This is a genomic window from Citrobacter sp. Igbk 16 (assembly GCF_028069755.1).
In the GTDB taxonomy this organism is placed as follows: domain Bacteria; phylum Pseudomonadota; class Gammaproteobacteria; order Enterobacterales; family Enterobacteriaceae; genus Citrobacter.
Genome location: NZ_JANEWJ010000035.1, coordinates 29,580 through 47,150 on the forward strand (window position 1 = coordinate 29,580; position 17,571 = coordinate 47,150).

Genomic DNA, 17,571 nt, shown 5'->3' on the forward strand with positions numbered 1-17,571 from the left:
TTGCTGGAGATGACTCAGACCGACAAATTGAACTGTGAAATAAAACTATCGATGGTTTTTAAATCCTCATCCGCTAATTGCCAACCGGGTTTACGACAATAGTCATCGGCGATGATCCCGCGTCGCTGCAATATCGTTTTTTCAATCTGGATAATATATTCGCAGTGCTGCATCCAGTGCTGAATATACGGCAACAGCGCGTTGTGTAATTGCACCGCCTGCTGATGTTCCCCCGCCAGCCAGTGTTGATATATACGCACATAAATTTCGCTAAACGAGCAGCCTGGCATCACGCCTTTTCCGCCCACGTCCAGCATATGCAGCATATAGAGACCTGCGTAACCGTTGAGAACGTGAGCGTCTGGAGCCTGTTGCAGGAATTCACGCGTGTAATCCACAGGCGGATTACATTCAATCTTAAACACCGCATGTGGATAGCGTTTTGCGACCTCGGCCAGTTGATGTGGCGTAACCGGGAATCCTGTTTCGCCTGGCGCGTACTGCACCATCACCGGAATAGTTACCGCCTCAAGTACGGCAGAGATGTGCGCCTGTACAGCTGCCAATGACGGTTGCAGGAAAAATGGCGGGAGCAACATCAACGCGTCAGCCCCCATGCTTTGGTACAGCCGCGCCCGCCGTACTGCAAGGTCGGTGCTATGATCGGTAATCGACAGTGCACGAAACAGTCGCTTCCCCGACAATTCATCAAGATAGATTTCTGCCAGTTGCAACCGTTCGCCATCGTCCAGCTTGGGAAACTCGCTGGCAATACCAAACAACGTTAAACCATTCACACCGAGACCGGAAAGGTGAGCCACCAGCCGACGAAAACTCGTAAAATCGACCTCACCCTGTGCGGTAAACGGCATGGCGACGATGGGATTGACGCCCTGGATCATTGCGACTGATGACATCAGAGATCCTCCCGATCGGCCAGTACAGCCCCTTGCGCCGCAGGTAGCGCCCAACGACGATACAGCCGCAAGAATCCACGTGGCACCTCTTTATGCACCAGTTGGCAGACTTTTTGACGCTCTGCCAGTACGGCATCCGCCACATTCAGCGTTAATGTCCGCTGCGGAATATCAATGCTGATAGTGTCCCCCGTTTCAACCAGTGCCAGCACGCCGCCATCGCTGGCTTCTGGCGAAATATGCCCAACGAATAGCCCCCGATTTGAACCGGAAAAACGCCCATCGGTGATCAGCGCACACGAGTCCGAGAGATTCATCCCTTCGAGGAATTTCATCGGCTTATACATCTCTGGCATGCCCGGCCCCCCCTTCGGTCCTTCGTAACGCAGAACCAACACGCTGCCGGGTTGAATATCACCGGAGAGGATCGACTCGACGGCCTCATCCTCGCTGTTAAACACCACGGCAGGTCCGGTAAAGACCATCAAATGCTCCGGAACCGCAGCGGGTTTCACCACACACCCCATAGGCGACAAATTGCCATGCAGCACCGCGACACCGGATTCATTGCGTACCGGGATCGCCAGCGTATGAATCACTTCCGGGCGACGAGTGGCAGGAACATCCATTAGCCACTCCCCTTTTTTCTGTCCATTGACCGTCAGGCAATTGAGTTCCAACAGGTTGGCGATCTCTTTTTCCACCGCAGCGACGCCCCCCGCTTCCCAGAAGTCGATCATGTCGTATTCCGATGCCGGATAGAGCGAAGCCACCAGCGGTACCTGATGACTCAGAGCATCAAACTCAGCCAGCGGCAGATGTCCCAGTTCGGCCTCATAGTAAATAGCTTGCAGGTGCAGAATGGCGTTGGTTGAGCCCCCCGTAGCCAACAGATAGGTCATCGCATTGCGGATCGCGTCGCGGGTAATGATCTGCCGCGCATTCACGCCGCGCTTTACCAGGTCCACTGCGGTCATTCCTGTCGCATAGGCGCAATCACGGCGTTCGCGTGAAATCGCGGGCAGCGTACTGCTCCCCGGCAGGCTCATACCCAAAACCTCAGCAATACAGCACATCGTATTGGCCGTTCCGTACATCGTGCAGGATCCGTGCCCTGGTTCGGCAATATCTTCAATGTGCCGGAACTCTGCCTCATCGATTTCCCCGCGACGTTTCCAGCCTATCGCCTCAGTGACAATATTGCCGTCCCAGTGCTTACCTTTGTATTCAGCAGGATACATTGGCCCACCGTTGACCAGAATGGCCGGAATATCAAGTCGCGCCGCCGCCATCAACATGGCGGGGACAATTTTGTCACAAGACCCCAATAGCACCATGCCGTCGAAGCGGTGGGCACGCATCATCACTTCGATCGAGCTGGCGATAATTTCCCGCGCCGCCAGGATGTAGCGCATGCCCAGATGCCCTTCTGCAATACCGTCACAAGGAGCGATGGTACCAAACACCATGCCTACGCCACCCGCTTCATCAATGCCCTTTAGCACATGTGTCGTGAGTTCATTCAGGTTGGCATGCCCTGCCGTTGCATTGGTATAACTGTTGACGACGGCAATCACTGGCCGGCGAAGTTGCTCGTCGGTATGTCCCATTGATTTATACAGGGCACGTTTTAAGGCGCCGTCATCACCGCTGAGGATCGGGTTGAAGTGTTCGCCACCACAACCTGCGCATCCGCTGCCACAACTGCTCATATATGACCTCTTTTCGTTAATACACTGCTTTCTGCCTGTGTCGTCGCTTTTCGATCGCGGGGGTTAATCAGGCGTGCCGGGATGAGGAAAATCAGCGGTGCGCAAAGCACCAGGAATCCCGCCAGAATATACAGCCCGCTACTGGTGCTGCCGGTGGTGTCTTTCAGCCAGCCCAGTACGGTCGGACCAAAGAACCCGGCCAGGTTGCCGATGGAGTTCACTAACGCGATGCCTGCTGCAGCAGCAGTACCCGAGAGCAGCGTCCCTGGCAGGCTGATATAGGTTGGAATCAGCGATAACGTGCCGGACATCGCGACACAAATCCATGCCATCATCCAGAACGTGGAGCCTTCATTGAGGGCGCTAAACGTCAGGCCAATCGCACCGACTATCGCCGGAATGGCAATGTGCCAACGGCGCTCCTGCTTCAGATCTGAGTGACGGCTGTTCCACAACATGCAGACCGCGCCGAAGATATACGGCACCGCCGCCAGCAGGCCGATAGCAAAATCATCCTGTACGCCGGAGCTTTTAATGATCGATGGCAACCAGAAGTTAATGCCGTAATAGCCGATATTGAAGCTGAAGAAGATCAGTGCCAGCAGCCAGACGAACCGGTTGCGGAACATGGCAGACAGGCTGTGCTGCGGCATTCCCGCATTCGCTGCTACTTTATCAAGCTGGTCTTTTTGCAAATCCTGTTCGATCAGCGCTTTTTCAGCATCCGACAACCATTTCGCCGATTTCACGTCATTATCGAGATAACGCAACACCACGAAGGCCAGCAGGAATGATGGGATTGCCTCCACCAGGAACAGCCATTGCCAGTTATGCAGGTGACCCACGCCCTCAAACATTTTCAGGATCAGCCCCGATAGTGGACTGCCGATAATGGTTGATAACGGTGTGACCAGGATAAACAGCCCGAGCGTACGAGCAGAGCGCCATGAGGGGAACCACAGCGTTAAATAGTAAACGATCCCTGGGAAGAACCCGGCTTCCGCGACACCCAGTAAAAAGCGCACGACATAGAACTGGGTCGGAGTAGTCACAAACATTGTCAGCGCGGACAATATCGCCCAGCTGGCCATGATGCGCGCAATCCAGAAGCGGGGACCAAACCGCTGCATCAACAGGTTGCTGGGGACTTCAAAGATAAAGTAACCAATAAAAAAGATACCGGCACCAATCCCATAAACTGTATCGCTCAGATTAAGCGCATCCTGCATATGGAGTTTGGCGAAGCCCACGTTTACACGATCGAGATAGGCAAAGAAATAACACAGGATTAAAAACGGGATCAGCCGTCGGGTCACTTTACGATAAACCGCATTTTTATTTTCAGTATCGAGGGTACGCGTATTCATCTTTCAGCCTCTTAAGTTGTTATTGGCGCGACGCTCAGGTATTTACCTGTTGCCAGGCTTGAGCATAGGCCAGCGCGTTATGCATAACCTGTTCACGGCATGTGCCCGCACGGTATAAACCACCCCCGCAGCCAAAGCCTTTTGCCCCCGCCGACATCCAGTTTTGCAACTGCTGAACCTCGGCTGAAACACCGCCGACCGGCATGCAAATCACGTGAGGCGGTAGGACCACGCACATAGCTCGCAGTATGTCCGGGGAGATCATTTCCGCAGGGTAAAACTTCAGCCCGCTGGCTCCGGCATCCAGCGCCGTAAACGCCTCGCTTGGGGTGATCACACCGGGTAAGCTAATCGCCCCCCGCTCCCTGCTACGGCGGATGACCGAGGTGTTCATATTCGGCGAGATAATCACTTGCCCGCCCGCATCGACAACGCTATCAACTTGCGCCGCCGTCAGTACCGTACCCGCCCCGACGATAGCACGCTCGCCAACGCGTTCACGTAGCAGCGTGATAGAATCGAGCGCTCGCGGGGAATTTAGCGGAACCTCCAGCCAGGTGAAGCCGGCCTCCAGCAGTACATCCCCGATATCCGGTGCTTCCTCAGGTGTCAGACCGCGCAGAATGGCGATCATCGGAAGCGGTGTTTTCTGCCACAACGTGGCAAAGTCAAAACTGTCCATGGTGTTTCTCTGTTAGCCGTTGTTGAAGGGACTGCATTCCGGCGATAAAACAGCAATCGCCATCAATGCAGCGTGTCTTAATACCCAACGCCGTTGCCGCCAACTGGTAGCGGCGAGTTAGCGCCGCACTCCCCACCAGCCAGACAAGCCCGCGACAGTCAGCGCCGAACTCTGTACCGATCAATAATCCGGAGAGATAATCACTGACGGATTCAGCAGGTAATTCACCTGAAAGTCGCCGCGTTCGAGTGGAAAAAAGGAGTTGGCTTAGCGCCGCGTGACGCTGGGATGCCTCTACCCCAAGTAGAAATGCACTGTCATCGATCACCGCATCAGGAAGACCGCGGCCAAGTAACGAGTGAGAAATCAATACCTGAAAAAGCTCACCGGTCATATATGTCGAAAAATCAGTAATCTGCCTATTCTCGACCGCTACATGTTTGCTGTGCGTACCCGGTAAAATTGCCTGAAAATCCGCAATATCTTCCAGTATCGCCAGCCCCAGCAACTGAACCTCTTCGCCACGCATCACGTCCGGTATGCCGCCAGCAGGTGACGCTCGCAAACCAGGAACAATCCACGCCTCACTTCCCCATGAGGTCGTGAACGTTTTGCTGTGGGCAAGCAAACTGTCGGCATTGGCAGGAAGCGGACAATAGTCAACCTCATACCAGCCCTGCTGCGAACCCACCATTCCGGCCATCGCTATTGTCGGAGCTGCATTAGTCACCCACTCACCCAGCAGCATTTTTAGCGTGCCATCGAATTGACCTTGTTTGACATGGAGCAGTCCGCAGTTGGCGCTACGTTTATCCAGCACGTCATCTCCTGCCATCAACCACGCCCGGAAATTTGAGGTTCCCCAGTCAACCGCAATCCATTCCCATTTCATCTTGTAACCCCAATTATTAAATCTTGTATGACAAGAATGTAGTTAATTTTATGTAAGTGATCTGTGAGCACGATCGTGAAGTGAAACAAAACGTATAATTGTGTTATCTGAAGGGACAAGTGATGCTTCCTTGTATACATAACGCCTTGTTTTATGCGTACAATGGGCAACCCTCTATTTTTCAAGGCGAACAATGACGACTTCCCTGGCCACCATCTCCGAAACGATCACGCGTGATCTGGCAATGAAAATCCTCCGCGGCACCCTGTGCGATGGGGAGATGCTCCCCGGCGAGAATGAGCTAGCCGTGCAGTACTCTGCATCGCGTACTTCTGTACGAAACGCACTGCATGTTTTATCGGCGAAAGGATTACTGTCGATTCAGGCTAAACGTCGCAGTACGGTCAACCCACGCGAACTCTGGAGTTTTCTGGATACGGATGTGCTGGGCTGGATGGAAGAAGTGGGTATCTCGCCTGATGTCGCAGAACAGCTGGTCGTCACCCGTCTGATGTTCGAGCCCAACGCTGCCGCGTTGGCTGCCGCCAACGCAACTGCGCGCGATCTGGCCGCGATTGAAGAGGCCTGGACGCTGATGTCGCGCGGGCAACAACAAGATGAAATTGCACTGTTTGAGGAAGGGGATTTGGCGTTTCACACAGCGCTGTTGAAGTCGTGCCATAACCCGTTTTTAATGTCGATTGGCAACGCCCTTTCCGCCGCCATGATGCTGTCGTTTAAACAGACGCAGGAATCCTCGGTGCGGGAAACCGAGCACGCTGTTGAGCAGCACCGTCTGCTGCTGGAAGCGATACGCCTGCGTCAAGGCGTGACGGCCAGGGAATGTATGCGCGATATTATTCTCAGCGCCGCGAACCGCCATCTGTGGGATACGCTGCCGGAAAAATACGCCGACCTGGTATAAGAACATGCTTAGTAGCAATAATCGCTGCTGTTCAGCAACATTTTTGCAATATAATGGAACGATGTTAAACGCTGAACCTGAGCAGGTGAATGATGGAAATTGATCTCGATAATCTGGTCTTTGATGGACTGGAAGAAGCACAAGAGCGTAATGCTGAACGTCTGGAAGATGCGGACAAAAAAGCGCAGGAAATTATTGCTGATAACGACTGCGGCGATGCCTGCAAAATCTAATTTCTGAACCGGCGCAATGCCGGTTTTTTTCTAGTCAGCCTGCGCTTCACGCCGTATAACGCAACGCTTCAATCAGCTGTGCAAAGGCCGCGGTATGTTGTCTACGGCTGGGATAGTACAGGTAATAACCGGGAAAAGGTTCACACCAGTCTTCCAGTACTTTTTCCAACGCCCCTTCTGCTACCGCCTGTTCGACGGTATCTTCCGGTACAAAAGCCAGGCCCATGCCCGAAATTGCCGCACTGATACGCGGTGGAAGATTGTTAAAAATAAGCTGCCCTTCTACCCGCACGCGGAGATCCTGCCCATTCCTGGCAAACTCCCAGGCATACAGCCCACCGAGGGTCGGCATGCGCATATTGATGCAGTTATGATTCTGTAGATCGTGTGGGGTTTGCGGTTTGCCATGGCGGGCAAAATAAGCGGGTGCCCCCACCACGACCATGCGCCAGTCGGGACCGATCCTGACAGCAACCATATCTTTGGCCACCTGCTCACCGAGTCTGATACCGGCATCATAGCGTCCCATCACGATATCCGTCAGGCTATTGTCGATAGTCATTTCCACATTTACATCAGGATACGCCTGCAAAAACGGCTGTAGTGCAGGCCAGACTGTCGATTGCAACGCATGTTCCCCGAGCGTCAGACGGATATTACCCGCCACACGCTGACGAATATCGGTTAATGCCAATAGCTCCGTCTCAATGTCATCGAAACGCGGACTGATACTGTTGATAAGCCGTTCTCCGGCTTCGGTTGGCGCGACGCTTCGCGTGGTACGGGTCAACAGTCTGACATCCAGTCGCTCCTCAAGCCCGCGAATGGCATGGCTTAATGCTGACTGCGAGACCCCTAGCTTCGCTGCGGCGCGGGTAAAACTGCGTTCACGGGCGACGACAATGAGATAATAGAGATCGTTAAAATTATCACGCAGCATGCTTGTTCCCAATCCAGACCTGTTTTGTCGTATGTTACAGGTCAGAATAGGGATTCAGTAGTATTTCTGCTTATTTTGCACACTTCATTCCAGTACATTTCGCGCGTCAGGCGAAGTTCAGCGTGTTGTTTTATCACGGAACCACTCCGGATCAATGTTGGCGATATCCACCCCATACAGGCTGGCGACAGGAAGAACAGACTCCACAACACGCTGAAGATTTCGTTCCGCACTATGCTGTGGCGTCTGTGGATGTCGATTCTTGATACGCAACCAAAGATATTTAACCCCGTTCATCTTCTCCACCGCCTCTGTCTGTTGGACACAACGTATTCCAACGCAGAATGCGTAAAAAATGAAATGCGAATTTTTGCCAACGTTGTGCACTATTTTGCATTTCAGTTTTTCATTATTTTCACCCGTAATTAACACCCCTTTCACTAATATCATTTTGTATATAGATAAGAATTTTTTCTTATTTGGTCACCGCCACAAGTTATGGGAGCGTAAAAAGCACAAACCAAAACAACAGGGATTCAAAGAAAATGATGGCAACGAAAATTCACAGCACAAAAAAAACATGGCTGGCACTCAGTGTCCTGCTGGCGTCAGGCATTGCCGCGTCAAATGCTCAGGCCGATCAACTGGCAGATATCAAAGCCGCAGGTGTGGTAAAAATCGCCACCTTTGACGCCAATCCACCGTTCGGTTCTATTGATGCAAAAACGCATAAGATTGTCGGCTACGACGTTGATTTCGCTGAAGCGCTGGCTAAATCACTTGGCGTTAAACTGGAACTGATCGCCACCAATCCGGCTAACCGTATTCCGTTATTGCAATCCGGTAAGGCCGATTTAATCGTAGCGGATATCACTATTACACCTGAGCGTGCACAGGTTATCGATTTCTCCGCCCCTTACTTCGTTACCGGGCAGCAATTCCTCGTTCCGGCAAAATCGCCGGATAAGCTTGATGACTACAGCAAGGCCCGTATCGGCGCAGTTAAAGGGACGACAGGTGAGCAGGCGTTGCACCAGCGTTTTCCACAATCACGTGTGCTGGCCTATGACGATATTCCGCTGGCATTAACCGCACTGCGTAATGGTAATGTCCAGGCGATCACCCAGGACAGCACCATTCTGGCAGGGTTGTTAGGCGGTGCGCCGGATAAAGCAGATTTCAAAATTTTGCCCGACTTGTTGAGCAAAGAAGAAATTGGTGTGGGTGTGAAAAAAGGTGAACCTGCACTGTTAAAGGCCGTGAACGACGAGCTATTAAAGCTCGAGTCTACCGGGCAGGCAGCCAAAATTTATGACGTCTGGTTTGGTCCGCAAACCAAAAATCCACAGCCCCGCGCCTTCAAAATAGAAGCGAAGTAATATGCTCTCAGGCCTTTTTAATCGTCCCGCAGCTTCGGCTGCGGATTTTACGCATCTGCGCCAAGCGCGTGTTGAACTGCGTAATGTCATAAAACACTATGGCAATCATACCGTGCTTAACGGCGTCAGCCTGTCGGTTGAACCGGGCGAAGTCGTCACCATTCTCGGGCCTTCTGGCTCAGGAAAATCGACGCTAATTCGCCTGATCAACCAACTGGAGTCACTGAGCGGCGGCGATATTTTTATTGATGACAAACCCATCGGTCAGCTGCGCGGCCCCGCATTGCGTCAGCTTCGCAGCCGAATTGGCTTTGTATTCCAGCAATTTAATCTCTACGCCCACCTGACAGCACAGCAGAACATCACACTGGCGCTGGAATATGTTCACGGTTGGAAAAAAGCGGATGCTGAGCAACGGGCACTTGAACTGCTGGAACAGGTAGGGTTGGCCGAAAAAGCCGATGCATATGCCGCCCAACTTTCCGGCGGACAGCAACAACGTGTTGCCATCGCCCGCGCCCTGGCCTCCTCACCGCAAATCATTCTGTTCGATGAACCCACCTCCGCGCTGGATCCAGAAATGATCGGCGAAGTGTTGCAGGTAATGAAGAGTCTTGCCCATAGCGGCATCACCATGATTGTCGTAACGCATGAAATGCATTTCGCCCGGGAGATTGCCGATCGTGTGGTGTTTATTGATGGCGGCGATATTCTCGAAGTCGCACCTCCTGAGGCGTTTTTCACACGTCCTCAGCACCCCAGGACCCAACGTTTTCTGAAAAAAGTGCTCGACCCGTTACACCAGGAGTCATCGTTATAATGCATGCAATGGACTGGCAGGGGGTGCTGAGCGGGCAACCTCTGCAATGGATAATCTCCGGTTTTCTGACCACACTCTGGGTCACGCTAGCCGGCGTGGTACTCGCCACGGTATTTGCCATCTTTCTGCTCAGCCTGCGCCTGACAGGACACCGCTTTGCGACCACCGTGGTCAGCGTGTGGGTTTCTGTTTTTCGCAATACCCCTTTACTGGTTCAGCTGATGTTCTGGTACTTCGCTGCGTGGAATCTCCTTCCTCGCGACGTGATTACCTTCATTAATGCGGAACACGCCTGGTCCATTCTGCCAGGAGATGTCTGGTGGTTAACGCCGGAGTTTCTCTGCTCCGCATGGGGGCTGGGTGTCTTTACCTCGGCCTTTCTGGTCGAAGAGGTCACCTCCGGTTTACAGGCGGTGTCTGGTGGGCAGCGCGAGGCAGCCATAGCACAGGGGTTTTCGTCATGGGCGACTTTCCGTCACATCCTGCTCCCTCAGGGGCTGGCAAATGCCTGGCAGCCAATTGTGGGGCAATATCTTAATCTGATGAAGCTGTCTTCATTAGCCAGCGGCATTGGCTTTGCCGAATTGACGTACCAGGTGCGGCAAATTGAAAGCTATAACGCCCATGCGCTGGAAGCCTTTGCCGTCGGCACGGCACTCTACCTGTTGACCGGTATTGTGCTGGGGATGTTGTTAACCCGTCTTGGCCCTGTACCTGCAGCAGGTAAACCGTTGGCGCGTAAAACAGGCATATTTCGTTTCAGGAGCCTACAGCATGATCGCTAATATTTCGGTTATTACCGACAATCTGGACTACCTCCTGTGGGGGCGGGTCGCAGAGGGTCAACCGGGGGGCGTTCTGCTCACGCTGCTGATGGCGATTGGCGCAGCGGTACTGGCGCTTCCCGTCGGGATCGCACTCGCCTGCTGTGCCTGGCGTTTTCCTGGGGCGATACGTAAGGGGCTGTTTATCTGGGCAGAGTTTATTCGTGGTATTCCGTTAATCTTCGTGATTTTCTGGATGTGGTATCTGTTACCCATGCTCACAGGCAGTGATTTACCGGGAGCCATAACCGTCACACTGGCACTGGCCTGGTTTACCGCCGCTTCGGTGATGCATTCCGTGTACGCAGGCATAACTGCATTGCCTGTCGGTCAGTATGATGCGGCAGTCGTTCAGGGATTTAGCCCACTCCAGGCGCTCGGGTTCATTCTGTTGCCGCAGGTTCTGCGCAACGTACTCCCCTCGCTAACGGGGATTTTTATCGGGCTACTCAAGGATACGTCGCTGGCGTTTATCGTCAACGTGCCTGAGCTCACGACGGTGGCGGGTCAGGTTAACAGCCGGGTACAAATTTACCCGGCGGCCATTTTTGTCTTTACCGGACTGGTCTATTACCTGCTGTGCTTTAGCCTGGAGAAGATCACTCAGCGCCGGTTCGCGTTGAAATAGCACCACGGCTCAACATGCCACAAACTGATGGTCTTCGTTGAGCCGATACTTCACCCCTGCGCGAATGTTATTTTCCCCCTCAATAGCCACCGCAAAACGCATTCTCTTACCGTCGTGATAGGCAAGCGCCGCGCATCCACCGGGGCCGAGGATTATCGAATCGACCACGCCAGTACTGGCAATAACGGTGTTTTCCCCGTTAGCCATGATCTGCACGTTGTCCGCGCAGTTGGCGATTTTCGACTCTGCGCCAAAACTGGCTATCTGGGTTAAATCACCGCTGCTGGCGATACGACTTCTGTCACCCAGCGAACTGATGCGCACCCGCATACCCGTGCTGGCCATCCGTGTACCGCCTCCCACACTACTGACACGTGTGGAGTTTCCCGCGATGGCAATACGACCACGCTCACCGGAGCTGGCAACATGAGCGTTATAACCCACGCAGCCAATACGTGCGCTGTAACCTGCACTGGCAATCTGCGCAGCGTACCCGGCGCTGACGATTTTGATGTTATCACCCGCGCTACCGAGACTGTCGCCATCAGCCGCACTCGCCAATTGTTTACCGATGTCGTCTGCCGTCTGCGGACAGACAGCACGGCCCATCGCACAGATATCCTGCTGGACAAAATTCTCTTCATCCTGCCATCTTGACCAGCCGTATTCCACGAGGCTATCTGCCCAGTCACTATACCCTTCCAGCTGGAGTGCACGGTGCACCTCCGCATAGCTGCCTCCCTCAGGAAACGCACGCAGAAACCAGCGATACATCACGGGCCCGACGCGCCAGGCCCGTAAGTCACCACGAGTAATCATCATCTCTTAATGCCGGTGATAGCCATCCACCATGCACTTAAAGGTTTCGCCCGGAGTGCGTCCTGTCGTGCAGAGATAAAGATGCCCAAAAATGAAAAACACGCTCACGATCGCCAGTGCAAAGTGCGCCTGCAGCAACCAGTAACGTACGCCAGGGAACAGATCGCCCACAGCCTGTGGGTACAGGGATAGCAACCCGGAGATCAGCAGTAGCGGCAGCAAACCGTACATCACGCCGACATACGCTGCCTGCTGTAACGGATTGAATTTCGAACGCGTTGATGCCGGGAATGGATGCGCTTCGCCCTGCATAATGCCAAACAGATAGAATCGCGTCTGCCTCTGCGCCCGGCCGATCCAGCCCTGACGCTGAATAATATAATGATGTCCGTTCCCCCCAATCAGGTTAATCAGGACAAAACCAATCCAGCAGGCAAGCAGCAAAAAGCCACAGACCTCATGCACGGTCAGCAGGCTTTTCATCACTGGGGCACTGACCGCGGTGAAATGGTTTAGCAGGCCGCTGGCCAGCAGCAGCAGAAATAACAGCGCATTCGACCAGTGCCACAAACGGACAGCTTTCGAGTATAAATAGACCTTCTCTCCGTGTCCTGCCGACGCTTTATTCGCTGAACGAAAGCGCAACATTGCGTGGAGCGCCAGCACCAGCCACATCCCCACCAGCATTAACCCGGCGAAAACTAGCCAGACGGGCCAGTAATCCGGCGAAAACATCGGGACGTACTGCGCAAGCTGTGCGTGAAACTGTTCGGCATTCTGCGACGCGTTCATACATTATCCTTTTTAATCAAATGTTGACCGAACCGACGATACAGATGGGGCTTCCCGGCGCCTGCAAGTTGATATTCGTAGTACTTGTTTTCCTGTAACCAGGTCTGAATTTCCGGGCTGTCCTCACGGCCAAAAATCAACGCATGTTCTGGACAGGAATTGACGCAGATTGGCGGGAAACCTTTCGCCAGACGTGATTCGGCGCAGAAGTCGCATTTATCCGCCACTTTGGTTTGTGGGTTGAGATAGCGTACCTGATACGGGCATGCGCCAATGCAATAACTGCAGCCAATACAACGAGAGGTATCGACTCGCACAATCCCGTTTTCATCTCGCCAGGAAGCACCGGTAGGACACACCTCAATGCAGGGGGCATCGTCACAATGCTGACAGGACTGACGAAAATAGTGATACAGCGTTTCGTTATCGTTATCCGTTACCGGGATATGGGCTATCGATAAACGACTCCCCTGAACAGGAACATGATTCGTTTTCCTGCACGCTCGGGCGCAAATATTACATCCGTTGCACAATGATTCGTCGTGGATCATGACATAACGAACGTCTTTAGTACTCTTCGTACTCGCTAACAGGTTTTGGCCTGGGCCGGTGAAAAAAATCACCGTCCCCATGCCAATGACAAATTTTCGTCGGGTGAAGGACATCGGGTTATCCTCTAATGCTGTGACAGTGATCGTCCACACGTTCCATGACATCAACCTGAAAAATTCAGGGGTTCTGATACTGCTCAACCTCAAGCCATTCGCACAGGCCATACGCTTTGCCGTAACTCATAAAGCGCTCGCTAAACAGATAAGGTTCCGCATTCGACGATTCCACAGCACGTATGTCTGCATAATCAGGATGCGTTTCCATGGCCGTGAGCGCCGCCGTAACCTGCTCAGGTTCAAAGTGGTATGGCGGCTGCGCCAGCATGGCGACCTTATAGGGGCGAGGATACGTTTGGCAGTCAAAACGTACCGCTTCTGCAATGGCACGGCAGATATCATTTTCCACCACCTGCACACACATCTCGGCGTAGTTTGCCGTCATGGTTTGCGTCGAGTAGAAGTAGGTATCCTCTGAGCCCTGGATACAGGTAATATCTGCGTCGGATGCGTGCTGACACATCGCGTCCAGCAGCGTAGCCAGGTCACTTTCAGGAACCGAATAAGGTGGCAACAGAAACACGCTGCGTGCCACCAATTGACCTGAAGCAGAATGCTGGCGGATAAAATCCGCCACTATCGACTCTGGGCTGGTGGGTTCCTGAATTAATGACGAACTCCGGTGTGCGACAGGCTGGTGTAACGCGTGCAGCCACTGTCTTTTTTGGCTATCCACGTTGTCACCATGCGCATCCTCTGCAGCGGCCAGGTCGTTACTCACGTACGTCATCTGCGTTCCTTACGCCGGCAACAGATTGTGTGCAGCCAGGTCGGCTGCCACATCCTCAAGGCCGAGGCGGTGAAGGGTGTCGCGAGTTGGGCAGCCCAACGCCGGGTCCCAGCCCATTTCCTGATAGAACATCGTAAGCGACTGACGCATATCTTCCCGGTCCATCTTGTCAGTCCCTTCGGTAAAGACCGGGATCTTCGGATCTTTATCGAACACCCAGGAGCAGATCAGGTCGTGTTCATTACGCATATCCATGGTTTGCATCAACTTGACTGTATAAGCACGATGCAGGGTAAAAATGCGCTCCGCGGCCAAATCCAGACTAGCCTGCGTTGTTTCATCCCCCGTTACGGCCTGGAAGAATTTCGCTTCCAGATCAAGGTCTCCGCGATAGTTTCGACTCTTCAGTGGCGAAACCGTCATTGGCCAGACCCAGTTACACAGCGTAACCGCATTGTGCAGACAGACTTTCATCAGCGTCCATTTGGCGTATTTGATTTTGGCGGCATTAATCGGGGTGTAGTTTTTGGTTTCATCGTAGGCATCCTGTGAACCAAACAGTTCGCCCGCCACTTCGCGCTGTAGCGCCAGCGGTAAACCGGAGCCGATAAAGTTGATATGGGTGTGCGTCATACAGTCGCGGTTGAACATACAGTTGGTGATCGCCCCCACCTGCGCCGAGGCTTCGTTCGCATGGTGAACAGGGAAACCAAACGGCGACCACAGTTTGTTCTTCGCGTAACCCCAGTACTCTTCGCCTAAATTCCAGCGTTCTGCAATCGCGTAGGAGCCATCTGCCAGGTGGCTGAGTTCACCCACACGATGCGCCAGTCGATAGTAGAAATCTTTGATAAAGTTCGGATCGCCTGCTTCCAGTTGATCCCAACGGATCTCTGCATACTCTGCCGCAGGTAACACCCGCTTAAAGACGCCTTTGGAGTAGCAGTACGTAAAGTCACGATGCAACTGACCGTAGTTACACCAAATACCATAATCATCGAACAGGTTCAGGCCAACCAGGTTTCCTACGACGCGCCCATCGTCTTTATCGTCGAAATCTTTCGGCCCATTCGGGAAAATAGTGGTATGTACAAAGTTCGCCACGCAGGTATTCCCGCCGGTACTCGGCACACCAAAATCTTTCACACGGGGAACATTGAGTTGCGACATACAGCGAATTGGACATGAATGGCAGCCACTCATTTTGACGGTGTACTTCTCAGCGGCAGGGCCGAGATCAAACACGGATTTATGGGTACGAAAACCGACAGTATTCTGGTTTCCCGGTGGAATTTCCCCCGTTTCAATTGGCCCTCCTTCCGCCGCGCCCCAAAACAGCCCTTTGCGGGCCGTCCAGCGCGAATTCGGTGAAGAGTATTCAGCCCAGGCCTGTGGCGTGCTCGGCACAACATGGTTGTTGTTGGCGCCGATAAGCTCGGTCATCATGTAGTCATTAAGCCGCTTCATCTCTTTGCGATCGGCGATATTGACCCCCTGGGTCCCCTCTACCGCAATGGCCTTCAGGTTTTTCGACCCCATGACTGCGCCAGTGCCGGCCCCGCCACTGTGGTTACGGCTGTTAATCATGCAGGAAAGCGGAACGAGGTTTTCACCCGCCTGACCAATAGCTGCAACGCACGTTTCCGGGCTGGTGATACGGCAAATTTCTTCGGTGGTTGCGCGCGTACCCTTACCCCATATGAAGTCCGCTTTTTCGATGCTGACCTTATCGTCTTTGATGTTGATCCAGACCGGAGAAGGTGATTTCCCTTCGATAATAATGGCGTCGTAACCCGCGAATTTCATTTGTGCGGCAAAGAAACCGCCCATATGGGCATCGACCACTAAATTGCCTTTGGTAAATGTCGATAATGAGGTGATATTGACGCGAGAACTGCAGGGTGCACCCGAACCGGTTAGCGGCCCGGTCGCGAAAACCAGTTTATTTCCTTCATCAAAAGGTTTGGTGCCTGGCTGGACTTCGTCGTACATAATTTTATAGCCAAAGCCCATCCCACCGACAAATTTCTTAAATTTACTGGAATCTTCAACGGTGATATTACCCGTGGTGAGATTGACCCGTAAAATATTACCTGTCCAACCATTAGCCATCATGTTTTCCTTTGCAAGAAGGTCCGATAGATATACACGCCACCTTTCAGGCAGTTCTTTTATTCAAAAACTGCGATTTTCTGGCAATAAATGACGCGTATCAGGCAGCCCTGCTATCCATCAAACAGTAATATCTTTCCACTCAATAATTTTTAATGCCCCAGTCGGACAAGCATTAGCGCATTCCCCGCATAAAACACATTTTGAGGATTTCTTCGTTACGGTATTAACGGTCGCCATCATCCATGGGCAGGCCGTGGTACAGGCACTGCAGCCAATACAGCGTTTATGATCTACGGCAATGCAACCGTCTTCCTGTTTCCAGGTAATTGCGCCAATCGGGCAGACTTTCATGCACTGGGGATCTTTACACTGACGGCAAGTGTCTGCGGTGTAGTTTAAATCGCCGTACAACCCACCACCGGACCCGACTCCATCATCGCCAAAGAAGTAGTTACGATGAATTTTGATGCGGGAAAAGAAGGTGCCAACAGCGCCATCGTTATAATTAGTACAGGAAATTTCACAGCGGTGGCAGCCAGTACAGCGAGCCCGTTGAGTCACCAGCACCCCTTTCGGCGTATTGATAAGTCCGACGGTGCCGCTGTCGATATCTTCCTGCTTACAACCCAAAAGGGATAGCAGAGCGGGGGCAATCGTTAATCCTGCCAGACCTTTCCCTGATATACGCAGAAACTCAAGCCGCGTTAAACCACAATCTAAAAATGGACGATCAACCTGGTTCATTTATTTCGCATCCTCTTCGCAAACGCTGTAGTAGCAACAGATCCAGGCTAATTTTAATGAATGCAGATCAGGTCAAATCGGCCATAAATGTTGCCAACAACACGTGAATTTTTGCCCTAACCTGATCGCACAGATGACGGTGGTTAAACTGAATCAATCCATACCCTAAACACGGGTATAATCCTTTAGGGTTAGGCGGATAAATAATGTGGTTATTCCCCCCCTGTAACCTTGATCGTTATCAATTAAAAATCGGAAGGAAAATAATTAATGTGGAGTGATATTTATTATCATTAAGCGAGATTGAAATAACATTTCATATGCATGAAAAATAATTGGGAGTGCAATCACAAATACTGTGTTATATGTCAATCGATATATAAT

Annotated in this window: 19 protein-coding genes; 6 read left to right on the forward strand and 13 right to left on the reverse strand. The window is 52.5% G+C overall.

From position 1 onward, the window contains the following. Window positions 1-14: 14 nt before the first annotated feature. From NNO03_RS19225 to NNO03_RS19245, 5 genes are read right to left on the reverse strand one after another with little or no spacing between them, the layout of a single operon-like run. Window positions 15-917, reverse strand: coding sequence for a dihydrodipicolinate synthase family protein (locus tag NNO03_RS19225; protein ID WP_271450258.1), 903 nt, complete (start codon window positions 915-917; stop codon window positions 15-17). Then, the gene (gene ilvD, locus NNO03_RS19230) at window positions 917-2,629 is read right to left on the reverse strand and encodes a dihydroxy-acid dehydratase (RefSeq protein WP_271440808.1); all 1,713 of its coding nucleotides are present in this window, start codon (window positions 2,627-2,629) and stop codon (window positions 917-919) included. Before ilvD ends, NNO03_RS19225 begins: the two co-directional genes overlap by 1 nt. Then, complete coding sequence (locus NNO03_RS19235) at window positions 2,626-3,996, reverse strand: MFS transporter (protein WP_271440807.1); 1,371 nt, start codon at window positions 3,994-3,996, stop codon at window positions 2,626-2,628. Before NNO03_RS19235 ends, ilvD begins: the two co-directional genes overlap by 4 nt. A gap of 34 nt (window positions 3,997-4,030) precedes the next feature. Then, on the reverse strand, window positions 4,031-4,678 hold the full coding sequence (locus NNO03_RS19240; RefSeq protein WP_271440806.1) for a 2-dehydro-3-deoxy-6-phosphogalactonate aldolase: 648 nt from the start codon (window positions 4,676-4,678) through the stop codon (window positions 4,031-4,033). Further along, on the reverse strand, window positions 4,665-5,570 hold the full coding sequence (locus NNO03_RS19245; protein ID WP_271450259.1) for a 2-dehydro-3-deoxygalactonokinase: 906 nt from the start codon (window positions 5,568-5,570) through the stop codon (window positions 4,665-4,667). Before NNO03_RS19245 ends, NNO03_RS19240 begins: the two co-directional genes overlap by 14 nt. 193 nt (window positions 5,571-5,763) lie before the next feature. On the opposite strand from NNO03_RS19245, the gene NNO03_RS19250 reads away from it, so the two are divergent. Beyond that, entirely contained in the window at window positions 5,764-6,495 is a 732-nt protein-coding gene (locus tag NNO03_RS19250; RefSeq protein WP_271450260.1) for a FadR/GntR family transcriptional regulator, read from the forward strand. A 92-nt stretch (window positions 6,496-6,587) separates the two neighbouring features. Continuing rightward, window positions 6,588-6,728, forward strand: a complete 141-nt coding sequence (locus NNO03_RS19255) for a hypothetical protein (protein ID WP_003832695.1) — start codon at window positions 6,588-6,590, stop codon at window positions 6,726-6,728. Window positions 6,729-6,774: 46 nt separating this feature from the next. On the opposite strand, the gene NNO03_RS19260 is transcribed toward NNO03_RS19255, so the two are convergent. Both NNO03_RS19260 and NNO03_RS19265 read right to left on the reverse strand, forming a co-directional pair. Then, window positions 6,775-7,668, reverse strand: a complete 894-nt coding sequence (locus tag NNO03_RS19260) for a LysR family transcriptional regulator (protein WP_271450261.1) — start codon at window positions 7,666-7,668, stop codon at window positions 6,775-6,777. Between the two features lie 117 nt (window positions 7,669-7,785). Beyond that, window positions 7,786-7,965, reverse strand: a complete 180-nt coding sequence (locus NNO03_RS19265; protein WP_005122845.1) for a hypothetical protein — start codon at window positions 7,963-7,965, stop codon at window positions 7,786-7,788. 248 nt (window positions 7,966-8,213) lie between these two features. On the opposite strand from NNO03_RS19265, the gene NNO03_RS19270 reads away from it, so the two are divergent. Genes NNO03_RS19270 through NNO03_RS19285 form a run of 4 tightly spaced genes read left to right on the forward strand, consistent with a single transcriptional unit; the run spans window position 8,214 to window position 11,319 of the window. Further along, window positions 8,214-9,047, forward strand: a complete 834-nt coding sequence (locus NNO03_RS19270; protein WP_271450262.1) for an ABC transporter substrate-binding protein — start codon at window positions 8,214-8,216, stop codon at window positions 9,045-9,047. A gap of 1 nt (window position 9,048) precedes the next feature. Further along, entirely contained in the window at window positions 9,049-9,867 is an 819-nt protein-coding gene (locus tag NNO03_RS19275) for an amino acid ABC transporter ATP-binding protein (RefSeq protein WP_271450263.1), read from the forward strand. Continuing rightward, the gene (locus NNO03_RS19280; protein WP_271450264.1) at window positions 9,867-10,652 is read left to right on the forward strand and encodes an amino acid ABC transporter permease; all 786 of its coding nucleotides are present in this window, start codon (window positions 9,867-9,869) and stop codon (window positions 10,650-10,652) included. The genes NNO03_RS19275 and NNO03_RS19280 overlap by 1 nt, the downstream gene beginning before the upstream one ends. Next, window positions 10,642-11,319 carry an amino acid ABC transporter permease gene (locus NNO03_RS19285; protein WP_271450265.1) on the forward strand — a complete coding sequence of 226 codons (678 nt, stop codon included), beginning with the start codon at window positions 10,642-10,644 and terminating at the stop codon, window positions 11,317-11,319. Before NNO03_RS19280 ends, NNO03_RS19285 begins: the two co-directional genes overlap by 11 nt. Window positions 11,320-11,328: 9 nt before the next feature. Here NNO03_RS19285 and ydhT read toward each other — a convergent pair whose 3' ends face one another. From ydhT to NNO03_RS19315, 6 genes are all read right to left on the reverse strand, one after another. After that, entirely contained in the window at window positions 11,329-12,141 is an 813-nt protein-coding gene (gene ydhT, locus NNO03_RS19290; protein ID WP_271450266.1) for a protein YdhT, read from the reverse strand. A gap of 3 nt (window positions 12,142-12,144) precedes the next feature. After that, window positions 12,145-12,930, reverse strand: a complete 786-nt coding sequence (gene phsC / locus NNO03_RS19295) for a thiosulfate reductase cytochrome B subunit (protein ID WP_115643466.1) — start codon at window positions 12,928-12,930, stop codon at window positions 12,145-12,147. Next, a complete protein-coding gene (locus NNO03_RS19300; protein WP_271450268.1) occupies window positions 12,927-13,595 on the reverse strand; it encodes a 4Fe-4S dicluster domain-containing protein in 669 nt (222 codons plus the stop codon). The genes phsC and NNO03_RS19300 overlap by 4 nt, the downstream gene beginning before the upstream one ends. Before the next feature lie 64 nt (window positions 13,596-13,659). Further along, window positions 13,660-14,328 (reverse strand): YdhW family putative oxidoreductase system protein, encoded by a 669-nt coding sequence (locus NNO03_RS19305; protein WP_271450267.1) that lies wholly within the window; start codon window positions 14,326-14,328, stop codon window positions 13,660-13,662. 9 nt (window positions 14,329-14,337) lie between these two features. After that, the gene (locus NNO03_RS19310; RefSeq protein WP_137383452.1) at window positions 14,338-16,440 is read right to left on the reverse strand and encodes an aldehyde ferredoxin oxidoreductase; all 2,103 of its coding nucleotides are present in this window, start codon (window positions 16,438-16,440) and stop codon (window positions 14,338-14,340) included. Between the two features lie 120 nt (window positions 16,441-16,560). Next, window positions 16,561-17,187, reverse strand: a complete 627-nt coding sequence (locus NNO03_RS19315) for a ferredoxin-like protein (RefSeq protein ID WP_005122832.1) — start codon at window positions 17,185-17,187, stop codon at window positions 16,561-16,563. Between the last annotated feature and the right edge of the window lie 384 nt (window positions 17,188-17,571).